Source organism: Arthrobacter sp. ISL-5 (assembly GCF_018613835.1).
In the GTDB taxonomy this organism is placed as follows: domain Bacteria; phylum Actinomycetota; class Actinomycetes; order Actinomycetales; family Micrococcaceae; genus Arthrobacter.
Genome location: NZ_JAGGPM010000038.1, coordinates 18,586 through 38,318 on the forward strand (window position 1 = coordinate 18,586; position 19,733 = coordinate 38,318).

At 66.1% G+C, this 19,733-nt stretch carries 20 protein-coding genes and 3 tRNA genes; 8 read left to right on the plus strand and 15 right to left on the minus strand.

Going from position 1 to position 19,733, the window contains the following annotated elements; all coding sequences use genetic code 11:
• Positions 1–124 precede the first annotated feature (124 nt).
• The 4 genes from J7I89_RS20425 (at position 125) to J7I89_RS20440 (ending at position 3,928) form a co-directional block, all read left to right on the plus strand.
• The gene (locus J7I89_RS20425) at positions 125–1,321 is read left to right on the plus strand and encodes a sensor histidine kinase (protein ID WP_214974064.1); all 1,197 of its coding nucleotides are present in this window, start codon (positions 125–127) and stop codon (positions 1,319–1,321) included.
• Between the two features lie 63 nt (positions 1,322–1,384).
• Positions 1,385–2,107, plus strand: a complete 723-nt coding sequence (locus J7I89_RS20430) for a LytTR family DNA-binding domain-containing protein (RefSeq protein ID WP_214974066.1) — start codon at positions 1,385–1,387, stop codon at positions 2,105–2,107.
• Complete coding sequence (locus tag J7I89_RS20435) at positions 2,104–2,457, plus strand: hypothetical protein (RefSeq protein WP_214974068.1); 354 nt, start codon at positions 2,104–2,106, stop codon at positions 2,455–2,457. The genes J7I89_RS20430 and J7I89_RS20435 overlap by 4 nt, the downstream gene beginning before the upstream one ends.
• Before the next feature lie 4 nt (positions 2,458–2,461).
• Positions 2,462–3,928 (plus strand): cation acetate symporter, encoded by a 1,467-nt coding sequence (locus J7I89_RS20440; RefSeq protein ID WP_214974069.1) that lies wholly within the window; start codon positions 2,462–2,464, stop codon positions 3,926–3,928.
• A 55-nt stretch (positions 3,929–3,983) separates the two neighbouring features.
• On the opposite strand, the gene J7I89_RS20445 is transcribed toward J7I89_RS20440, so the two are convergent.
• From J7I89_RS20445 to rpsB, 6 genes are all read right to left on the minus strand, one after another.
• Positions 3,984–4,571, minus strand: coding sequence for a DivIVA domain-containing protein (locus J7I89_RS20445; protein ID WP_251045641.1), 588 nt, complete (start codon positions 4,569–4,571; stop codon positions 3,984–3,986).
• Positions 4,572–4,672: 101 nt separating this feature from the next.
• Entirely contained in the window at positions 4,673–5,605 is a 933-nt protein-coding gene (locus tag J7I89_RS20450; protein ID WP_214974071.1) for a phosphatidate cytidylyltransferase, read from the minus strand.
• Complete coding sequence (gene frr, locus J7I89_RS20455; protein WP_214974073.1) at positions 5,605–6,162, minus strand: ribosome recycling factor; 558 nt, start codon at positions 6,160–6,162, stop codon at positions 5,605–5,607. Before frr ends, J7I89_RS20450 begins: the two co-directional genes overlap by 1 nt.
• A gap of 99 nt (positions 6,163–6,261) precedes the next feature.
• On the minus strand, positions 6,262–6,999 hold the full coding sequence (pyrH, locus tag J7I89_RS20460) for a UMP kinase (protein WP_214974075.1): 738 nt from the start codon (positions 6,997–6,999) through the stop codon (positions 6,262–6,264).
• A gap of 125 nt (positions 7,000–7,124) precedes the next feature.
• A complete protein-coding gene (tsf, locus tag J7I89_RS20465) occupies positions 7,125–7,961 on the minus strand; it encodes a translation elongation factor Ts (RefSeq protein ID WP_214974082.1) in 837 nt (278 codons plus the stop codon).
• A gap of 128 nt (positions 7,962–8,089) precedes the next feature.
• Complete coding sequence (gene rpsB, locus J7I89_RS20470; protein WP_214974084.1) at positions 8,090–8,965, minus strand: 30S ribosomal protein S2; 876 nt, start codon at positions 8,963–8,965, stop codon at positions 8,090–8,092.
• Positions 8,966–9,387: 422 nt separating this feature from the next.
• On the opposite strand from rpsB, the gene J7I89_RS20475 reads away from it, so the two are divergent.
• Positions 9,388–9,939: a M23 family metallopeptidase gene (locus J7I89_RS20475; RefSeq protein WP_214974086.1), complete on the plus strand. Its 552-nt coding sequence runs from the start codon at positions 9,388–9,390 to the stop codon at positions 9,937–9,939.
• Between the two features lie 30 nt (positions 9,940–9,969).
• On the opposite strand, the gene J7I89_RS20480 is transcribed toward J7I89_RS20475, so the two are convergent.
• The 6 genes from J7I89_RS20480 to J7I89_RS20505 form a co-directional block, all read right to left on the minus strand.
• Positions 9,970–11,160, minus strand: a complete 1,191-nt coding sequence (locus J7I89_RS20480) for an acyl-CoA dehydrogenase family protein (RefSeq protein WP_214974087.1) — start codon at positions 11,158–11,160, stop codon at positions 9,970–9,972.
• Positions 11,161–11,345: 185 nt separating this feature from the next.
• Positions 11,346–11,419, minus strand: a tRNA-Ile gene (locus tag J7I89_RS20485).
• Between the two features lie 120 nt (positions 11,420–11,539).
• Positions 11,540–12,736 (minus strand): glycosyltransferase, encoded by a 1,197-nt coding sequence (locus J7I89_RS20490; RefSeq protein WP_214974089.1) that lies wholly within the window; start codon positions 12,734–12,736, stop codon positions 11,540–11,542.
• Positions 12,737–12,832: 96 nt separating this feature from the next.
• Entirely contained in the window at positions 12,833–13,741 is a 909-nt protein-coding gene (locus J7I89_RS20495; RefSeq protein WP_214974091.1) for a DMT family transporter, read from the minus strand.
• A complete protein-coding gene (locus J7I89_RS20500; RefSeq protein WP_214974093.1) occupies positions 13,741–14,364 on the minus strand; it encodes a CDP-alcohol phosphatidyltransferase family protein in 624 nt (207 codons plus the stop codon). Before J7I89_RS20500 ends, J7I89_RS20495 begins: the two co-directional genes overlap by 1 nt.
• Before the next feature lie 55 nt (positions 14,365–14,419).
• Positions 14,420–15,301, minus strand: coding sequence for a phage holin family protein (locus tag J7I89_RS20505; protein WP_214974095.1), 882 nt, complete (start codon positions 15,299–15,301; stop codon positions 14,420–14,422).
• Between the two features lie 181 nt (positions 15,302–15,482).
• On the opposite strand from J7I89_RS20505, the gene J7I89_RS20510 reads away from it, so the two are divergent.
• From J7I89_RS20510 to J7I89_RS20520, 3 genes are read left to right on the plus strand one after another with little or no spacing between them, the layout of a single operon-like run.
• Positions 15,483–16,703 (plus strand): multidrug effflux MFS transporter, encoded by a 1,221-nt coding sequence (locus tag J7I89_RS20510; protein WP_214974096.1) that lies wholly within the window; start codon positions 15,483–15,485, stop codon positions 16,701–16,703.
• Positions 16,704–16,737: 34 nt separating this feature from the next.
• Positions 16,738–16,917, plus strand: coding sequence for a complement resistance protein TraT (locus tag J7I89_RS20515; protein WP_214974098.1), 180 nt, complete (start codon positions 16,738–16,740; stop codon positions 16,915–16,917).
• Between the two features lie 53 nt (positions 16,918–16,970).
• Positions 16,971–17,378: a hypothetical protein gene (locus tag J7I89_RS20520; RefSeq protein WP_214974100.1), complete on the plus strand. Its 408-nt coding sequence runs from the start codon at positions 16,971–16,973 to the stop codon at positions 17,376–17,378.
• A gap of 88 nt (positions 17,379–17,466) precedes the next feature.
• Here the strand turns inward: J7I89_RS20520 and J7I89_RS20525 are convergent.
• The 3 genes from J7I89_RS20525 to dnaG all read right to left on the minus strand — a co-directional run bounded on the left by J7I89_RS20525 (position 17,467) and on the right by dnaG (position 19,715).
• Positions 17,467–17,539, minus strand: a tRNA-Asn gene (locus J7I89_RS20525).
• Between the two features lie 125 nt (positions 17,540–17,664).
• A tRNA-Asn gene (locus J7I89_RS20530) sits at positions 17,665–17,737 on the minus strand.
• Positions 17,738–17,825: 88 nt separating this feature from the next.
• Positions 17,826–19,715 (minus strand): DNA primase, encoded by a 1,890-nt coding sequence (dnaG, locus tag J7I89_RS20535; RefSeq protein WP_214974102.1) that lies wholly within the window; start codon positions 19,713–19,715, stop codon positions 17,826–17,828.
• Positions 19,716–19,733 lie beyond the last annotated feature (18 nt).

The following is a 19,733-nucleotide window of genomic DNA, read 5'->3' on the forward strand; positions in this document are numbered from 1 at the left end:
GCTCCGGGGCCAGTGTGACTCCTATCACTGTGCTCCCGTCTCGGGCAAGGTTCCAGTAGTTGCGGAAACCGGTCGCCTAGCGGTCACGATGCTGCGACAAACGGCACGCGCTACGCTGGGCAACATGCCCGACTCCCCTCTCTACGCCGTAGCCGCCGTGGCCGTGATCGCCCTGGCGATTGCCGTCGTCGTCGGGGTTGGCCTCAAGGTGCTCCGCTCCTTCCGCGAGCTGGGGACCGACGCCGAGCGTGCCACCTACAACACCCTTCATGCGGCGTCGAAGGCCGGCCGGCACCTCCGGACGGGACTGAACCCGGCCGGTGCTGCGAAGGCCAGCCGGCAGCTCCGGGCCCTGCTGGGGTGCGACGCCCTTGCCATCACCGACGTGTCCGGTGTGCTGGCGTGGGACGGTCCCGGCGAAGAGCTCCGGCCCAGGCTCATGGAGCTCGCTGCCGACGTGCTTTCCGGCGGGAGGACGCAGGTGTTCAATGCCGCCGACCTGCAGCTCTCAGCGCGGAAATCCGGATCCATAGCGTCCGCCGTCATTGCGCCCATCCGGGCAGGCTCCCGCGTGGTGGGGGTTGTGGCGGCTTTTGCCCCCTCGGCCGGCGCCGGCCTGGTGCGTGCCACCACCGAAGTAGCGGACTGGGTGGCCGCCCAGGTGGAGCTCGCCGAGCTGGATGCCTCCCGGACCCTTCTGATGGAGGCGGAGGTGCGGGCGCTGCGGGCACAGATCAGCCCGCACTTCATCTACAACTCGCTCAACGCCATTGCCTCGTTCATCAACACGGACCCGGCGCGGGCCCGCGAACTCGTGGTGGAGTTTGCGGACTTCACCCGCTATTCGTTCCGGCGGCACGGGGATTTCACCACGCTCGCCGAAGAGCTGCGGTGCATCGACCGGTACCTCCTGCTGGAACGGGCCCGGTTCGGTGAGCGGGTGCAGGTGAGCCTGCGGATCGCGCCCGAGGTATTGAGCACGGTGATACCGTTCCTGAGCCTGCAGCCGCTCGTGGAAAACGCCGTCCGGCACGGCCTGGAGGCGAAGGAAGGGCCCGGCCACATCACCATCTCCGCCAACGATTCCGGCGCGTTCGCGGAGGTCACCATAGAGGACGACGGCGTGGGGATGGATCCGGTACAGCTGCAGTCCATGCTGGCCGGACATACGGACGGTGAACACGTTGGGCTGCGGAACGTCGACGCACGGCTTCGCCAGGTGTACGGCGACGACCACGGCCTGGTGATAGAGACGGCCCCCGGCGAGGGGACGCTGATCACCATGCGGGTCCCCAAGTCCCAGCCGGGGCACAACGCCTGAGCACGGCGGGGCCCGACGGGCCCGACGGGCCCGACGGGCCCGGCCGGAAGATAACCTAGGACCATGATTAACGTACTCGTCGCCGACGACGAGCTGCCCGCCATCGAAGAACTCGCCTTCCTCCTGGGCAGGGATGAGAGGATCGGCACCATTCTTCGCGCGTCCTCCGGCGCTGAGGCGCTGCGGGCGCTGGAAACCGAATCGGTGGACGCCGTCTTCCTCGACATCCACATGCCGGCGGTGTCCGGGCTGGACATCGCGAGGGTCATTTCCCGCAGCAGCAGGCCGCCCGCCGTCGTATTTGTCACCGCTGACGAGGACTGCGCCCTGGAGGCATTCGAGCTGGCGGCGGTGGACTACCTGCTGAAGCCCGTCCGGGCGGAGCGGCTGGCCCGCTCGGTGGGCCGGATCAGTGAGCTGATCCGCGACGGCGGCGGCGCCGCGCCGGAGATGATCACCGTGGACCAGGGCGGCACCACCAAAATGATCCGGCGCGACGACGTCACCTACGTCCAGGCGCAGGGAGACTACGCGCGGCTGCACACAGCCGATGCCAGCTACCTGATCCGCGTTCCGCTGGCGGACCTTGAACAGCAGTGGGCGGACGCCGGTTTCATCCGCACCCACCGTTCGTATCTCATTGCCCTCTCGCACGTCACGCACCTCAAGCTCGCCGCGGTCCGTCCCAGCGTCACCGTGGAGGACGCCGAGCTGCCGATCAGCCGCCGTCATCTGCCCGCCGTCCGGGAGAAGCTCGAGGCGACCCGGATCCGGCCGCAGGCATGACACGCGTCAGGGTGACGGCTCCCCGTTCGGCGGCCAGGCCGGCCTCCGAGCCGCGGGAGGCCGCCGAGGAATCGGCAATGGGGCAGGTGTTTGTCCGGTCCCTGATCCGTTCCCAGCTCCGGCTCGCCCTGGTGGTGGCGGGCGGTTTCCTGCTGATCCTCGGCGCATTTCCGTTGCTGCTCGGTGCCATCCCCGGGCTGGCGGAAACCCGGATCGCGGGAATCCCTTTTGACTGGCTCCTGCTCGGCGCCGGAATCTATCCCGTGACCGGGATCAGCGCCTGGCTGTACATCCGCAGCGCCACGCGCAACGAGGCCCGCTACCGGGACCTCGCCGAGGACAGGTGGTGAGCCGGTGAGCCCGGCCGTGGGAATCGCCGCCATTGCCGCAGTGTCAGTGGCCACCGCGGTGATCGGCTTCTACGGGCTCCGGATTTCCCGGACCACCGGAGACTTCTACGTGGCCTCCCGCACCGTGCGGCCCTGGTGGAATGCCTCCGCGATCGGCGGCGAGTACCTGTCTGCCGCGAGCTTCCTCGGCGTGGCCGGCCTGATTCTGCTGTCCGGCACGGATGCCCTGTGGTACCCCGTGGGTTACACGGCCGGCTACCTGATGCTCCTGCTGTTCGTGGCGGCCCCGCTCCGGCGCTCGGGGGCGTACACGATTCCAGACTTCACGGAGGCCCGGCTGGATTCCCTCGCCGTGCGCCGGGTGACGAGCCTGGCCGTGGTGATCGTGGGATGGCTGTACATTGTCCCCCAGCTGCACGGCGCCGCGCTGACGATCCGGACCACCACCGGCCTTCCGCCCTGGGTCGGGTCTACCGCGGTGGTTGTGGTGGTGTGCCTGACGGTGGTGGCCGGCGGAATGCGTTCGATCACTTTTGTGCAGGCGTTCCAGTACTGGCTCAAGCTCACCGCGCTGGCCGTCCCCGTCATCTTCATGGTCCTCGTCCTGGGTGGAAACGACTTCCCCGCTGAGGCCGCCCCTGCCACCAACCCCACTGGCCTGGCTCCGGCCGGCCCGTACCAGAACATCTCCCTTTTGGTGGCACTGCTGTTCGGAACCCTGGGCCTGCCGCATGTCCTGGTCCGCTTCTACACCAATCCGGACGGGAACTCCGCCCGGCGCACCACTTTGATTGTGCTGGGCCTGCTGTCCGTGTTCTACCTGTTCCCGACGGCCTTCGGACTGCTGGGGCGCGTCTTCACACCGGGGCTCGCCCACACGGGGCAGGCCGACGCCGTGGTCCTGTTGTTGCCGGGACGCCTCATCGGAGGGCCGGCCGGCGAACTGCTTTCCGCCCTCGTCGTGGCGGGGGCCTTCGCCGCATTCCTGTCCACGACGTCCGGGCTGGTGGTTTCCCTGGCCGGCGTGATCAGCCAGGATGTGCTGGGAGGCAGCGTCCGCGGCTTCAGGCTTGCCGCGCTGGTTTCAGCGACGGTCCCGCTGGGCCTGGCGTTCATGACGGACTCGCTGGCCCTCGCCGGCAGCGTGGGCCTGGTCTTCGCCTTCACAGCCTCCACGATCTGCCCCGTGCTGCTGCTCGGAATCTGGTGGCGGGGCCTGACCGACGCCGGCGCCATCGCGGGCATGGTGACCGGAGGCGTGCTGTGCGGCGGGGCCATGGTGGCCGGGACAGTGCTCGGGGCGGCCGGGACGCCGTTCTGGCTGGCCCAGCCTGCGGCCTGGACGGTGCCGGCCGCCTTTGCGGTCATGGTCCTGACGTCCCGGGCAACCAGTGCACGCGTGCCGCGGACCATCACCAGGGTCATGACCAGGCTGCACACGCCCGAAAGGCCGCTCGCCACGGAACGCTGAGCAGTCGCGGGTGCCGCTGGGCGGAGGCGGGTGTCGCGGTGGCGGGTAACGCCGATCAGTCGATGGCGGCCATCAGTTCGACGACGCGGTCCAGGAAAGCGTCCACCTGGGTCTCCTCGTAGCCGTCCTTGCCCACGGCCGGGCGGAAGACGGCCCGCCGGACGTTGTCGACGCTGAGCGGCTTGTCCTCCTCGAGGTAGCCGATCAGGTCCTTGCACAGCCTGTCCACGTCCCTGGTGTTGTAGCTCCGTGCCTTCTTCTTGACCGGGCGGCGGAACCTGTCGCCGTCGGGCCGGTGCAGGCGGCCCCGAAGCGTTCCGGAAAGCTGCCCGATCTGCCTCAGCCAGGCCTCCTCGCCATGTTCCGCGATGAGTTCGTCGCGTTCGCGGCGGGCGAAGGCGTCTTCGAGCCGGTCGAGGGCCGCGTCAACGGCCGTGGCGGAGTATCCGCCCTTGACGGGGTCGAAAGACACCGATCGGACATCGGCGCTCCTGATGGGGTGGACGGCGGCCGCCGGCGTCTCCAGGGACACGCGGGCCCTCTGCAGGAACTGGTCTACCTGCTTGGCGTTGTACCCGTAGTCGGTCCGTGCCACACGCTCGAAAGACGCCGGGATCTGCCGCTTGCTGTCCACTCTCACCATGTTTCCTTCAATGCTTTTCAGCTCAGTAGTAACCGCAATATTGTAGGGCGCCGCGTTGGCCGCCGCGGACGCAGCCGGGCCGGAGTCTCAGGCTGGGAGTCTCAGGCCCCTGACACCAGGACGAACAGCATGAAGGCCACCGGGGAGGCGAACACGATCGAGTCCAGCCTGTCCATGACCCCGCCGTGTCCGGGCAGGATGCTGCTCATGTCCTTGATTCCCAGTTCGCGTTTCACCATGGACTCTGCAAGGTCGCCGGCGGTTGCGGACGCAACCATGCCGACTGCCAGGACCACACCGACCCACCACGGCTTGCCCAGGAGGAAGACGCTGGCCAGGACACCGATCAGCATGGCGCCGGCGATGGACCCGGCAAAGCCTTCCCAAGTTTTCTTGGGGCTGATCTTGGGAGCCATGGGGTGCTTGCCCAGGGAGGCGCCCACCAGGTAGCCGAAAGTGTCATTGGAGACCACGAGGAGCAGCAGGATGACAATCTGCCACGCACCCTCCGGCACCACCCCGCCGGGCCAGGGGCCGATCGGGGTCACGCCGCCCGCCACATGGAGCGGCAGCGCCGCGAAACTGATCAGGAACGGAACCCAGGCCAGTGTGAAGACGCCGGCGAAGATGCTCCGGGCCGAGCCGGTGGCGCTCTCGACAGACCGCCACAGCAACACGGCGACGCTGCTGATCAGCATCGCGAACAACAGGCTTTCCGGCCCGCCGAAGTAGGCGGAGAAGGGCATGGCCACGGTGCCGACCATGACGGGGACGATCGGCAGGCGTGTGCCGTTGGCCTCGAGGGCACGGAAGATTTCCCACACGCCGAACACGGCAAAGGTGGTGGTGACGGCGACGAAGCCCAGCGGCAGGAACAGCAGGCCGCCCAGCACGGCAAAGAGCATGGCCAATCCGACGGCGGTTGCCGCCGGCAGGTTGCGCCCGGCTCCGGGGGTCGGGTTGGGCCTCGGGTGGCGGGGCTGGCGGGTCTGGGCCCGGGCCCGCGCTCCGGGGGCCTGCTGTGCCTGGCCCATCAGACTTCGAGCAGCTCTGCTTCCTTGCGCTTGAGCAGCTCGTCGATTCCGTCGACGTGCTGCTTGGTCATGGCGTCGAGTTCCTTTTCGCCGCGGCTGCCTTCGTCTTCCCCTGCCTCGCCGTCCTTGACGAGCCTGTCCAGGGTTTCCTTGGCCTTGCGCCGGATGTTGCGGATCGAGATCTTGGCGTCTTCACCCTTGGACTTCACGATCTTGACGTATTCCTTGCGGCGTTCCTGCGTGAGCTCCGGGATGGTGATGCGGATGACATTGCCGTCGTTGGACGGGTTGGCGCCGACCTCGGAGTCGCTGAGGGCCCGTTCGATGTCGCGCAGGGCCGTCTTGTCGTACGGGGTGATGAGGATGGTGCGGGCATCGGGAACCGCGAAGGAGGCCAGCTGCTGGAGGGGCGTGGGGGTGCCGTAGTACTCCACCATCACCTTGTTGTACAGGCCCGGGGTTGCCCGGCCGGTCCGGATCGAGGCGAAGTCTTCCTTGGCTACCTCAACCGCCTTGTCCATCTTGTCCCCGGCTTCGAGCAAGGTTTCTTCGATCACGATCTCTCCTCAGAAATTGGTTCCCGGGCGGACCGGGGGCATTTCACAATCGGGGTTCCGCCCGATGGACGGAACCTTCTAGAAATATCCTAGCTGTAACTAGGGGGTGACCAGGGTTCCCATCTGTTCGCCGCGGATGGCGCGCGTGACGTTGCCTTCGCCTTCCATGCCGAAGACCACCATGGACAGGTTGTTGTCCTTGCACATGGTCATCGCGGTCTGGTCCATGACCCGGATGTCGCGGCGGAGGGCGTCGTCGTAGCTGAGCTTTTCCAGCTTCTCGGCGGCCGGGTCCTTCTTCGGATCGGCGGTGTATACGCCGTCCACGCCGCTCTTGGCCATCAGCACCACGTCCGCGTGGACCTCGAGGGCGCGCTGGGCGGCCACCGTGTCGGTCGAGAAGTAGGGCAGGCCGGCCCCGGCGCCGAAGATCACGACGCGGTTCTTCTCCATGTGCCGGATGGCGCGGCGGGGAATGTAGGCCTCGGCAACCTGGCCCATGGTGATGGCGCTCTGGACCCGGGTCTCGACGCCGGCCTGCTCCAGGAAGTCCTGCAGGGCGAGGCAGTTCATGACGGTTCCCAGCATGCCCATGTAGTCGGCGCGCGAGCGGTCCATGCCGCTCTGGGACAGTTCGGCTCCGCGGAAGAAGTTGCCGCCACCCACCACAATGGCAACCTCGACGTCGGGAACGGCTGCGGCGATCTGCTTGGCAACTCCCCGGACGGTGTCCGGGTCAACGCCCAGCTTGCCTCCTCCGAAGACCTCACCGGACAGCTTCAGGAGGACCCGGCGCCTGTTCTTCTCTGACTGGACTGAAGTTTTGACGGCTTCCATGGTGCCTTCCCGTAGGTGAACTCTGAGCTAGATTATCGTGCTGCGCGGCCAAAGCTCATATTCCCGCTTGGCCGGTGCATGCAAAAGGGGCGGCCACCGAAGTGACCACCCCCTTGCGTGTCTGACTAGGAGCCGACGCGGAAACGCGTGAAGGCGGTTCCCTTGACGCCGGCCTCTTCGAGGACCTGCGCAACGGACTTCTTGGCATCCTTGGCGAAAGCCTGGTCAACCAGGACTTCACCCTTGTAGAAGCCCGTAACTCGGCCTTCCACGATCTTGGTCATGGCGGCTTCGGGTTTGCCTTCGGCCTTGGCGGTCTCCTCGGCGATGCGGCGTTCGGACTCAACGAGTTCAGCCGGAACGTCCTCGCGGGAGAGGTAGTTCGGAGCCATGGCTGCGATGTGGACTGCAACGTCGTGGGCTGCGGTGGTGGCCGCTTCGCCTTCGCCGTCAACAGCGAACAGCACGCCGACTTGGGCCGGGAGGTCCTTGGAGGTCTTGTGCAGGTAGGCGTCGACCGTGGCGCCCTCGATGCGGGAGATGCGGCGGACCACTACCTTCTCGCCGAGGACAGCGCCCTCTTCGACAACAACCTCGGACAGCGGCTTGCCGTCCACGTCGGTGGCGAGCAGGGTCTCGAGGTCGGCTGCGCCGGACTCGACGGCGATGGCGAGGACCCGGTCGGCCAGCTGGATGAACTTGTCAGCCTTGGCGACGAAGTCGGTCTCGCAGTTGACCTCGATCATTACGCCGACGCCGCCGTCGACCTTGGCAGCAACCAGGCCTTCAGCAGTGGAGCGGCCTTCGCGCTTGGTAGCGCCCTTCAGGCCCTTGATGCGGATGATCTCGATCGCCTTCTCGGCGTCGCCGTTGGCTTCGTCGAGAGCCTTCTTGACATCCATCATGCCGGCGCCGGTGCGCTCACGCAGAGCTTTGATATCAGCGGCAGTGTAGTTCGCCATGTGAACCCCTCTGTCTAGAAAATTTATGTGGTGTACGGACCGACAGGACGGCAGCTCACCTGGTGAGCCGCCATCCTGTCAGTTACCCCGGCGCTGCGGACAGAGCCGGGAAATCCCGGTGGAGTTGTTTACTTCTCGGCGTCGGCGTCGGTAGCCTCGGCAGCTGCCGGGGCTTCCTCTGCAACGGGAGCAGCTTCAGCGGCCGGTGCTTCGGCGGCTGCCGGAGCTTCTTCGGACTTGCTGCCCTCGAGGAGTTCGCGCTCCCACTCGGCCAGCGGCTCTTCGGGGGTCTCGGCAGTGCCGGTTGCACGCTGGTTGCGGGCGATGAGGCCCTCTGCAACAGCGTCAGCAACAACGCGGGTCAGGAGGTTCACGGAGCGGATGGCGTCGTCGTTGCCCGGGATCGGGAAGTCGACCTCATCCGGGTCGCAGTTGGTGTCCAGGATGGCAACAACGGGGATGTTGAGCTTCTTGGCTTCGTCAACAGCGAGGTGTTCCTTCTTGGTGTCCACGATCCAGAGCACGGAGGGTGCCTTGGTCAGGTTGCGGATACCGCCGAGGTTGGACTCAAGCTTGGTGAGTTCGCGGCGAAGGAGCAGCAGTTCCTTCTTGGTGTAAGCGGAACCGGCGACGTCGTCGAAGTCGATCTCTTCGAGTTCCTTCATGCGCTGGATACGCTTGGCAACCGTCTGGAAGTTGGTCAGCATACCGCCGAGCCAACGCTGGTTGACGTACGGCTGGCCAACACGGGTGGCCTGCTCGGCAATTGCTTCCTGGGCCTGCTTCTTGGTGCCGACGAAGAGTACGGTTCCGCCGTGCGCGACGGTGGCCTTCACGAACTCGTAGGCGCGGTCGATGTAGGACAGCGACTGCTGAAGGTCAATGATGTAGATGCCGTTGCGCTCCGTGAAGATGAACCGCTTCATCTTCGGGTTCCAACGACGGGTCTGGTGTCCAAAGTGGACGCCGCTGTCAAGCAGCTGGCGCATAGTTACGACGGGCATGCCGACGCTCCTTCCGGCAGGTCATTCATGAGAGAGCCCATGGGCCGCTCTTACCCTGCCAATAGTTGACGGTTATTTAGCTTCGCCCAGGCGGGCCAAGCTCCTGGCATCCATTGCGCTTCTCATCAGGACCGTTGCCGGACCTGACCGCAAGAGGCACAATCCTCCTCGGCGGGAAGCATAGGCTTCCGGTTTTGGAGGGCTGGATACGCGTAGTCAGCTGCTGCTCCCCCGCACTCCTGAATGGGGCGTGCTGACGCTACCCAAGAGACTGGAATACGTTGAGGGCACAGCAAACTGCTCCACCAAGTGTACTACAGGGGCACGCGGCAAAAGCACCAGCTGCGGGGTCGGCGGCTGCGTTTTCCACATACGCCGAAGAGGCGGTTCCGGCCGCCGGGCCGGGCGGCGAAGCTGGGGAAATGAAAGCTCCCGTGCTCGTGGCACTCCTCCTGCTGGCGGTTGCCTCGACGGCACCCTCAACCTCCCCTGCCGCGGGCGCTCCCGCCGCCCCCGCCCGCTTCAGCGCCGCTCCGTCTCCGGCGGCAGCTTCGTGGAGCTGGCCGCTGACTCCCCGGCCGGCGGTGCTGCGCGCCTTCGACCCGCCGGACAAACCGTGGCTAAGCGGCCACCGGGGCGTGGACCTGAAGTCCGCGTCCGACGGCGGACCGGTCACCGCGCCGGAGTCCGGTACCGTGAGCTTTGTGGGCATCGTGGTGGACCGGCCCGTCATCACCGTGGACCACGGCAACGGCCTGCGCAGCAGCTTCGAACCCGTATCGAGCACCCTGGCGAAAGGCGACGCGGTGGCCAAAGGGGAGGTCCTGGGCACGCTGCTCGCCGGGCACTGCGGCCCGACGCCCTGCGTTCACTGGGGCGTGCGCCGGGGAGGCGAGTACGTCAACCCGCTGGAATTCGTCATGGACCTGCGGCCGTCAGTCCTGCTGCCCCTGAACGGACGGCCGCCCGGCTGACCCGGCGATCGAGCGGGAGTGCGCGCGGAACTAGACGATGGCCGAGATGCCGGTGATGGCCCGTCCGGTCACTAGCGTGTTTATCTCATGGGTGCCCTCGTAGGAGTAGACGGCCTCCGCGTCGGCGAAGATCTTGGCCATCTCAAAGTCCGTCACGATGCCGTTTCCGCCCAGCAGGCTGCGGCCAATGGACACGCTCTCGCGCATCCGGGCGGTGGTGAACGCCTTGGCCAGGGCGGACTGCTCATCCTTGGCCTGGCCCGCGTCTTCGAGCTGGGACAGCCGGACCATCATGCCCATGGAGCTGACGGCGTTGCCCAGGATCTGGACCAGCTGGCTCTGCACCAATTGGAACGATGCGAGGGGGCGTCCAAACTGGTGGCGCTCCACGGCGTAGCGCCGGGCGACATCGAAGGCCGCAAGCTGCTGGCCCACGGCCTGCCATGCGACCGCGAGGCGGGTGACCTTCAGGACCTTGTTGGTGTCGCGGAAGCTGTTGGCGTGGGCGAGTTTGAAGAACTCCGGAACTGCCACATCCTTGAGCGTGATGTCCGCGTTCTGCACCGTCCGCAGCGATATCTTGTTCTCGATCTTGGCGGAGCTGAACCCGGGCAGTGTGGTGTCCACGAGGAAAGCCTTCACCTGGTTGTCGGCCACGTCTTTTGCGTAGATGACCACCCAGTCGGAAAAGGTCGCATTCCCGATCCAGCGCTTGGCGCCATTGAGGATCCAGTGATCTCCCTCGCGCCTGGCCGTAGTGCGCGTTCCGCCGGCGACGTCGGAGCCGCCCAGGGGCTCCGTGAGGCCGAAGGCGCCGATCTTTTTGAGCGAGTAGATGTCCGGCAGCCAGGCGTCCTGCTGCTCGCGGGAGGCGAGCGCCTCGATTGACCCGGTGAAGAGGCCGTCATGGACACCCATGAACGTGGCAATCGACGTGTCCGCGCGCGTGACCTCGGCGTGCACGATGCCCGCGAAGAGGTTGGAGTGGCCCTGCCGGCGCACCGGGCTGACCAGGTCGATCTCGGCGAGCTTCGGGATCAGCTCCATCGGAAACTCGCCCCGGTTCCAGCAGTCCACCGCAATCGGCTTCACTTCACGGGCGAGGAAGGCGCGGATCTCGGCCAGCCTGTCCTGCTCCTTGCGGCTGAGTATCTGTTCGAAGGCGAAGAAGTCGCCGTCGGCGTAGGGCAGGTTGTTGATGTCGGTCGTAGCTGTGGACATGTTGTTCCTTCGCGGGTGATCAGCAGCGGCCGGAGGGCCGCGCGCCTTGCGTCAGCAGTATGTTACTGGTGAGTAACTTACCGCAGATTCGAAGAGAAACAAAGTGAAAACAGGAAGTCAAAGCCGGAAAACAAAGAAGCCGCGGCCAGCGTCGAAACGCGGGCCACGGCTTCCGTGGAGAATAGTAGGGCTACTCGGACTTGAACCGAGGACCTTAGGATTATGAGTCCCGCGCTCTAACCAGCTGAGCTATAGCCCCACGCCCTTGATATTGCAGCCCTGGAATTGCGCACCACTGTCGAAGTGCATTACCAGGGCCGCCATCTGCAGGGCAGAAACACTCTAGCAAACTGGCGGCCGGCTTTAGACCACCTTCGCCTTAGACCACTTTGTCGTCGTAGCTCGCGCCGCGGTACAGGTCCTCGAAAGTCTGAAGGGTCCCCTGGATGCTGTGGGGCTCCACCATGCAGCGGCTGGCGTGCCCCATGGCCTTCAGATCCTCGGCCGGCAGGCGCAGGATCCGCGTCAGCTTCCCTGCCAGGTCGGCGCTGTCATTGGGCGTGAACAGGTAGCCGTTCTCACCGTCCCGCACGAGGTGGGGAAGGGCCATGGCGTCGGCCAGCAGCACGGGAGTGGAGGCGGACATAGCCTCCAGGGTCACGAGCGACTGCAACTCGGCGGTTCCCGGCATGCAGAAGATGTCCGCTTTGATGTAGGCCTCACGCAGGTCCTCGTCGCTGGCCATTCCCAGGAACTTCACCCGGTCCCGCAGCCCAAGCCGCTCCACCAGCGACTCCAGGGCGGGACGCATCTCGCCGCCGCCCACGATCTCCAGGTGCACGTTCAGATCCGCAGGGCTGGCCGCGACGGCCTTGATCAGCACATCAACGTGCTTCTCCTCCGCCAGCCGGCCGGCAAAAAGCACGGTCGGGTGGGCATGCGGCTCAATGACCTCGCCCGGCGTGAGCTCGTAGGCGGCCGAGTCGATGCCGTTGGACAGCGGCAGGACCTTGCGCAGGAACGCGTGCTGGTGCATGGCCTTGGCAGCCAGCGGCGTTGGAGTGGTCACGACGTCCGCCTTGCCCATCACCTTGCCCATGTCCTTCCAGGAGATCTTCCCGATGATGTCCTTGAACCACTGCGGGAACGGCAGGAAAGGGTTGAGGTTCTCAGGCATGAAGTGGTTGGTGGCAACGATCCGGATGCCGCGCTTCTCGGCTTCGTACAGCACGTGCTCGCCGATCATGTAGTGGCTCTGGATGTGCACCACGTCCGGCTGGACCTTGTCGAACAGCAGGCTGATCTCCTTCTTGATCTCCCAGGGGAAGCAGATCCGGAAATACTCGTGCGTGAAGACACCGTGCGAGCGAAGCCGGTGGACGGTGCCTTCCTTGCGGAATTCGGTGAAGCTCCTGCCCGTGTCCGCGCGGGGGGCGAGGACGTGGACGTTGTGTCCGCGGCCCGTCATTCCGTTGGCGAGCCTGTAGCCGAACTGTGCGGCGCCGTTGACGTGGGGCGGATAGGTGTCCGCCGCAATGAGGATGGTCAGTGGACGCTGGGCATCGGGCATGGTCACGTGGAGAGCTCCTGGTGGTCACGGTGCGGTCTGCTTCGGCTGACCGCACCTGGTGGCCGCTGGCGCGTTGGCGCCTGGCCCGCAGTGAAAAATCGGCTAGTGGGGTGCCCTGCCCGCGGCCTTCCGAGCGTCTTTCTTCCGCTTGGTGACCTCAGGATGGTGTCTGGAGAGGGCTATCACTCCCACGATAGCAAGGGATGCGGCCGTACCCATGGCAATCGCCAGGACGGCGTGGACATCCGGACGCAGCTCGCCGAGGATGGCGATGCCGATCGCGATGCCCACAATTGGATCGATCACCGTCAGCCCGGCAATCACGAGGTCCGGCGGACCGGTGGAGTAGGCGCTCTGCACAAACCAGGATCCCAGGCCGCCGGCCGCTGCGATGGCAAGCACCGAGTACCACTGCACGTTCAGTAAGCCCAGGCCGTTCGGATCGAGGAGGTGCTTGCCAATGATCCGGGTCAGCACGGCCACGAAACCGAACAGAACGCCGGCGCCAAGAATGTAGATGAAGGCGCTCATGCGGTGCTTGAACATGGCCGCCAGGGTGCCGAAGATACTCACGGCCAGGGCAAGCAGCAGAACAATGGTGAGTTCGTCGTCGGAAGTGACGTGGTGGTTTTCCTGCGTAACGTTCACGGCAAGGAGGACGAACAGCGCGGAGCCCGTGACGCACGCGGTGATCGCCACCACCGTGGCCCGGTTGATGCTCAACCCCTGGTCCTTGGCGTTCACCACAGTGGTGATCACCAGGGCGATTGCACCGATCGGCTGCACGACCGTCAGCGGGGCCGAGACGAGGGCGACGGCGTTCATCGCCATGCCCATGCACAAGAGCAGGAGCCCGAAGACCCACCGGGGATTCCGCAGCAGGCGCAGGAATCCGTTGGAGCTGAGCGCCAGCCCGCCGGTATCGGCTTTGACGGCACTCCCCTGGCGCTGGGCCCCGAAGGCCAGGCAAAATGCGCCCAGCACCGCAAGGAAAACCGCAATCCATACCATCAGCCGTGCCCGCCGTCGTCGGCTTTTAGCGTTTTGCCCTTCCGGCGGATAGCCCAGAAATAGTTGTAGGCGGCCACCCAGTGGCCGATCAGCCCCAGGCCGAGCACGATCCAGGCCGCAACGAAGTAGGCATCGGCAAAGGGGATGGGAAGTTTCGAGAGCACCAGGAGCGGAGTTCCCAGCAGCAGCAGCCCGGTGCGGGCCTTGCCGACCATGCTGACCGGCAGATCCGGATGGCCGTGGAAATAGAACAGCGACATGGCGAGCAGCACGGCATCCGGCACCACCAGGGCGGCCAGGTACCACCACTGGACCACGCCGGCTATCACCAGCGTGACCGCCACCGATATCAGGGCCAGCCGATCGGCGATGGGGTCCATGACGCGGCCCAGCTTGGAGGCCTGGTTGAACCGGCGGGCGACGTACCCGTCCACCCAGTCGGTGCTGCCCATGATGGCCAGCACCAGCACGGCCAGTCCGTACTCCTTCTGGGAGAGCACGAGCCAGACGAAGAGCGGCACGCCCATGAAGCGCAGCACGGTGAGGAGGTTAGGGACAGTGCAGACCAGATCGCGGTCGACGTGCGGCTGGCCGGGGCGGGAACCAGCGCCGATGAACCTCATCCGGTCCCCCTCTCCATGGCGGGCGGCGTCTTCCTGTCAAAGTCCAGGGCGGCGCTCAGCTCTTGAACAGTTTGCGGAGCAGGGCGAGCAGGACGGCGGTGGATGCGGCGAGGGCGAGCAGCGGCTTCCACCGGGCTTCCAGCTGCCCCGGCAGGGAACCTGAGGCTTCTCCGGAGCGGGCCGATGACGAGAAGGACGCAAGCTTTTCGGCTGCCCGGTCCGTGCCTTCCCGCAGCCTGTCCTTGCCGTTGTCCAGGCGGTGCCGGGCAACGACGAGCAGGGCCTCGGCCTGGGGCTTGACGTCGAGTTCCTCGCCGAGTTCGTCACGGACGCCCTTGAGGTGCTCACGGCGCTGGTGCAGGCGGCGGCGCAGTTCGGGCTCGGTGGGGGCAGGCAGTTCAATCGCCTCGGCTTTTGCCTTGGCTTCCTTGTCTGCCTTCTCCTTGGCCTTGGCCGCCTCCTTGGCTTCCTTGGCCGCCTTGGCTTGCGGCGAGTTCGGGTCCAGCACGGCGGCGTCGAAGTCCGAGCCTTCCTTGGCGATTCCAAGATCGTGCTTGAGGCCGCGGATAGTGTCCTCCGGGACGAGGGGCATGGCCTTCTTGAACTTCCGGAGGCCGACGAGCCCGCCGATGAGGGCAATGAGCAGGAACACGGCGCATACGAGCAGTGCCGCGAGCCAGGCCGGCATGATGGTGGCCAGTCCCATGATGGCGGCGACGATCAGCCCGGTCAGCAGGAACGCGGCGAACACGGCGGCTACCCCGAAGAACGCTCCGGCAACGCCAAGCTGCTTGCCCTTGCGCTTGACCTCGACCTTGGCCAGGGCGATCTCGTCGTTGAGCTGGCGCGGGGCCAGTTGGAAGATGAGCTTCAACGTTTTTGGCAGCGCAGTAATACGCAATCCCTGGTTGGCCCGCCCGCTGTGACGCCCGCTCATAGGTTCCGCCTAACTGGTTCCATAGTCGATTCTTCCTCGGCTTCTCCGGGGCGGACTGTGGCTCAGCGCGTCCCCGTTGACAAAACTACCATTCAGGGTCAGCTACAACTTCTGGAAATACTTACCGGCGAGCCCTCCAACGCTGTAAAAGTATGATCTTTGCGCCCTAGGATTGGTCTCTGTGACCACCACCAACCCGGGCGATGCCCTGAGCCGCCGCCAGAAGTTCCTCTACATCCTCCTTCTGGGCGCCCTCACGGCCCTGGGTCCGTTCACCGTGGACCTCTATCTGCCTGCCTTCCCCGCGCTGGAGGCGAGCCTGGGCGTCTCGGAGGCCGCCGTCCAGCTGACCCTGACCGGCACAACGCTCGGCTTTGCGCTGGGGCAGCTGGTGGTCGGGCCGTTCAGCGACAAGTTCGGCCGGAGGATGCCCCTCATCCTGGCGACTGCCGTGCACATCGCCGCCTCGGTTGGTGCCGCGCTCTCCACGGACATTGCCACGCTGGGCCTGTTCCGTGTCCTGATGGGCATTGGCGCAGCCGGCGGCGGCGTCGTGGCGATGGCCATGGTGCGCGACCTGTTCAGCGGCTACGCCATGGTCCGGATGTTCTCACGCATGGCACTCGTCAACGGCCTTGCCCCCATCCTGGCGCCCGTCATCGGCTCGCAGCTGCTCCTGGTCATGCCGTGGCCCGGCATCTTCGTGTTCCTGGCGTGCTACGGCACGCTGGTCATCGTTGCCGCGATGTTCCTGGTCCGCGAGACACTGCCGCGTGAGAAGCGCGGCCAGTCGGGCCTGACCGCCCGGCAGCGGTACCGTGCGCTCTTCTCCGACCGGATCTTCGTTGGCCTCCTGATGCTCGGCGGCATGAACTTCGCCGGGCTGTTCACGTACCTCTCCGCGTCGCCGTTCCTGTTCCAGGACATCTACGGATTCACTCCGCAGCAGTACGGCCTGCTGTTCGGTATCAACTCACTGGGCATCGTGGCCGGAGTCCAGACCAGCTCCAGGCTCATCCGGCGGGTGCCTCCGCAATGGATCCTTGCCGGCTCCACCGCCTGGATGTTCCTGATGGCTGCCCTGATCGTCATCTTCGACCAGCTGGGATTCGGGCTCTGGGGCGTGATGGTGCCGCTGTGGTTCTACATCCTCGGCACGGGCTTCACCTTCCCGAGCGTGCAGGTCCTGGCACTGTCCAGCCACGGCGCGCAGGCCGGCACTGCGGCGTCTCTGCTGGGCGCCTCCACCTTCATGATGGCCGGACTCATCTCGCCCGTGGTGGGCTGGCTGGGCGGCAGCTCCGCCACTCCCATGGGCGCCGTCCAGGCCTGCTGCATCTTCCTCGCCGCCGCAGCCCTGTGGCTCGTGGTCAGGCCCCGGACCGTCCCGTCCATCCACTAAGCCCCTGGTTGCACCCAGCCAGTAGGCTGGCAGCATGAGTCGCAAACCCCACCGCAACCGCCGCGGGCTGTTCGTTGGAGCGGTCCTCGGAGCGGTGGCAGGATACTTCGCAGGCAGGTCACTGGGGAACCCTGCGATGGGCATCATCCTCGGTGCCGTGGCGGGTTCGGCCCTGCTGTACCGCCTCAATCCGGGACCGTGGAACCGGCCCTGAGAACGGCTGCCCCCATCTGTTCGCCGCGGCCCCGTACACGATAAAGTTGATACGTGCCCCACTGGCAGGATCATCCTCCACTTCCGGCCACGTGGCAGCGGTGCGACACCGGCATACTGCCGTTGTGGTGGGACCGGCTGTGCACACAGACCAGTGCGCAGTCGGCAGCTCTCTATGCGGCGGGACTTTTCACTGAAGACCGACGGCGGCCCATAGCCCAGTGGTACAACCCGGCGTTCAATGCGGCACTCCTGGTGGCGCCCGAAACGTCCCCGGAATGGCCGGTGCAGCGCTTCGGCATCTTCTATGCCCCGCCCGACGGCGGGTTCACCCGCGTCCATTCCTCACCGCACGAATGGCATCCCCGGGAGCCCCGGAAGTCGCCCACCGAACGGGAGGCCTTCGACGGGGCCGTGGCCGAGGCCGAGAGGTTCCTCCAGGTGGAGATGGACTTCGTCTGAGCCCGCTCGGCACGAACGTTCCGAGCCTGCAATCACTGCTGCAAAGACAACAGCCCCCGGCCTCTAAGAGGCCGGGGGCTGTTACTTGCTCCTCCTGCTGGACTTGAACCAGCAACCCTTCGATTAACAGTCGAATGCTCTGCCAATTGAGCTAAGGAGGAATGAAGCAGGTATGACATTAGCAAAGGTTTTGCCGCTATGGGAAATCGGCGGCACGGCGGCACGAAATACCCCGCCAGGGTATAAAAAAGTCCCCGTTCCGGAAGCCCGGAACGGGGACTGAGCGCTCCTCCTGCTGGACTTGAACCAGCAACCCTTCGATTAACAGTCGAATGCTCTGCCAATTGAGCTAAGGAGGAATGAAGCGGATATAAGCCTAGCAAAGACCCTGCCGGGAAACGAAATCGGCGCTTGGACGGGCCACCACGCGCTGAACCGCCAGGGGGTTCAGGCGTCGGAACGCAGCGATCTGCGTTCCATTTCCAGCATCATCAGTTCGCGGTTCAGCCGCTGGAACTCCTCCGGATGGGCGGAGGCATCCAGCCGCTGCAGCTGCCCCATCTTCTCCGCCTTCACGCGGGTGATCTGCAGCTCGAAGAGCCTGGCCAGGATGTCCCGGCAGTACTTCTGCACGCCCTCGGCCGTGTTGGCCGGCAGCGGAACCACGGCAAGCTCGGACACCAGCGACTGCAGCGGTTCCGGAACCTCCTGGCGCAGCTTCTCCACCCACTGCACGGGGTCGCCGATGAAGCCGTGCCCCGTGGCACGGATGGCATCGTGGATGGCCTGATAGGCGGGGGTGGCGAACCGGACGGCCGCAAACCGCTCCCAGATGCCGCCGCCCAGCATCGCCGGCTCCTGGAGGGCCACCTCCAGCGCCTGGCGCTCCATGGACGCGACCGGGTCCCGCGGGTCGGGACGGTTGAAGGACGGGAGGACGCCCGACGCCGGGAGCGCGGCCACGCCAACGGCAGAGTTCTGGGCAGAGTTCTGCGCAGGGCCCTGCGCGCCGCGCTTGGCGGCGGCGGCAACAGCGCCGCCCACTTCCTCGATGGACATGCCCAGCCATCCGGCCAGTTCCCGCGTGTACGCCGGCCGGATGCCGGCGTCGCGGATCTGGGCCACCACCGGCGCGGATTCCCGCAGCGCGGCCACGCGGCCCTCCACGGTGTCCAGGTTGTGCCGCTTCAGGGCCGCCCGGATAGCGAATTCAAAGAGCGGCCGGCGCGTCCCGATCAGCTCGCGCACAGCGGCGTCTCCCCGCGTCTGGCGCAGATCGCAGGGGTCCGCGCCGCTCGGCTCCACGGCAACGTACGTCTGGGCGACGAATCGCTGGTCCTCTTCGAAGGCCCGCAGGGCCGCCTTCTGGCCGGCGGCGTCGCCGTCGAATGTGAAGATGACCTCTCCCCCGGTGCCGTCGTCGGACAGCAGCCGGCGGGCGATCTTGATGTGGTCGGCGCCGAACGCGGTGCCGCAGGTGGCCACCGCCGTCGGGATTCCCGCGAGGTGGCAGGCCATGACGTCGGTGTAGCCCTCCACCACCACCAGCTGGCGCTCCTTGGCGATGCTTCGCTTGGCGAGGTCGATGCCGTAGAGCACCTGGGACTTCTTGTAGAGGGTGGTTTCCGGGGTGTTGAGGTACTTGGGGCCTTGGTCGTCCTCGTACAGCTTGCGCGCGCCGAAGCCGATGGTGTCCCCGGCGATGTCGCGGATGGGCCAGATGAGGCGGCCGCGGAACCGGTCGTAGATCCCCCTGTTGCCCTCGGAAAACATCCCGGTCAGTTTGAGCTCCTGATCGGTAAAGCCGCGGCCGCGGAGGTGCTTGAGCAGCGCGTCCCAGCCCTGCGGCGCGTAGCCGACGCCGAACTGCTCCGCCGCTGCACGGTCGAATCCCCGGAGCTGCAGGAACTTCCGGCCTTCCGCGGCGCCCTGGGTCAGCAACTGCGCACGGAAGAATTCATCGGCCACCTTGTGGGCGTCCAGGAGCCGCTGGCGCTTGCCCACTTCCTCCCGGTTGGGCCCGGTGCCGCCGTCCTCGTAGCGCAGTTCGTAGCCGATCCGGGCGGCGAGCTTCTCCACGGCTTCGTGGAAGGAGGTGTGGTCCAGCTTCTGCACGAATGCGATGACATCGCCGTCCTCGCCGCAGCCGAAGCAGTGGTAGCGCCCCACCTGGGGGCGGACGGTGAACGACGGCGAGCGCTCGTCGTGGAAGGGGCACAGGCCCTTGAATGAACCCAGCCCGGCACTCTTGAGCGTGACGTACCCGTCGACTACTTCCTTGATGTCCGTGCGCTGGCGTACTTCGTCAATATCTTCGCGTTTGATCAGGCCGGCCACGAAGCCATCCTAGTCCCG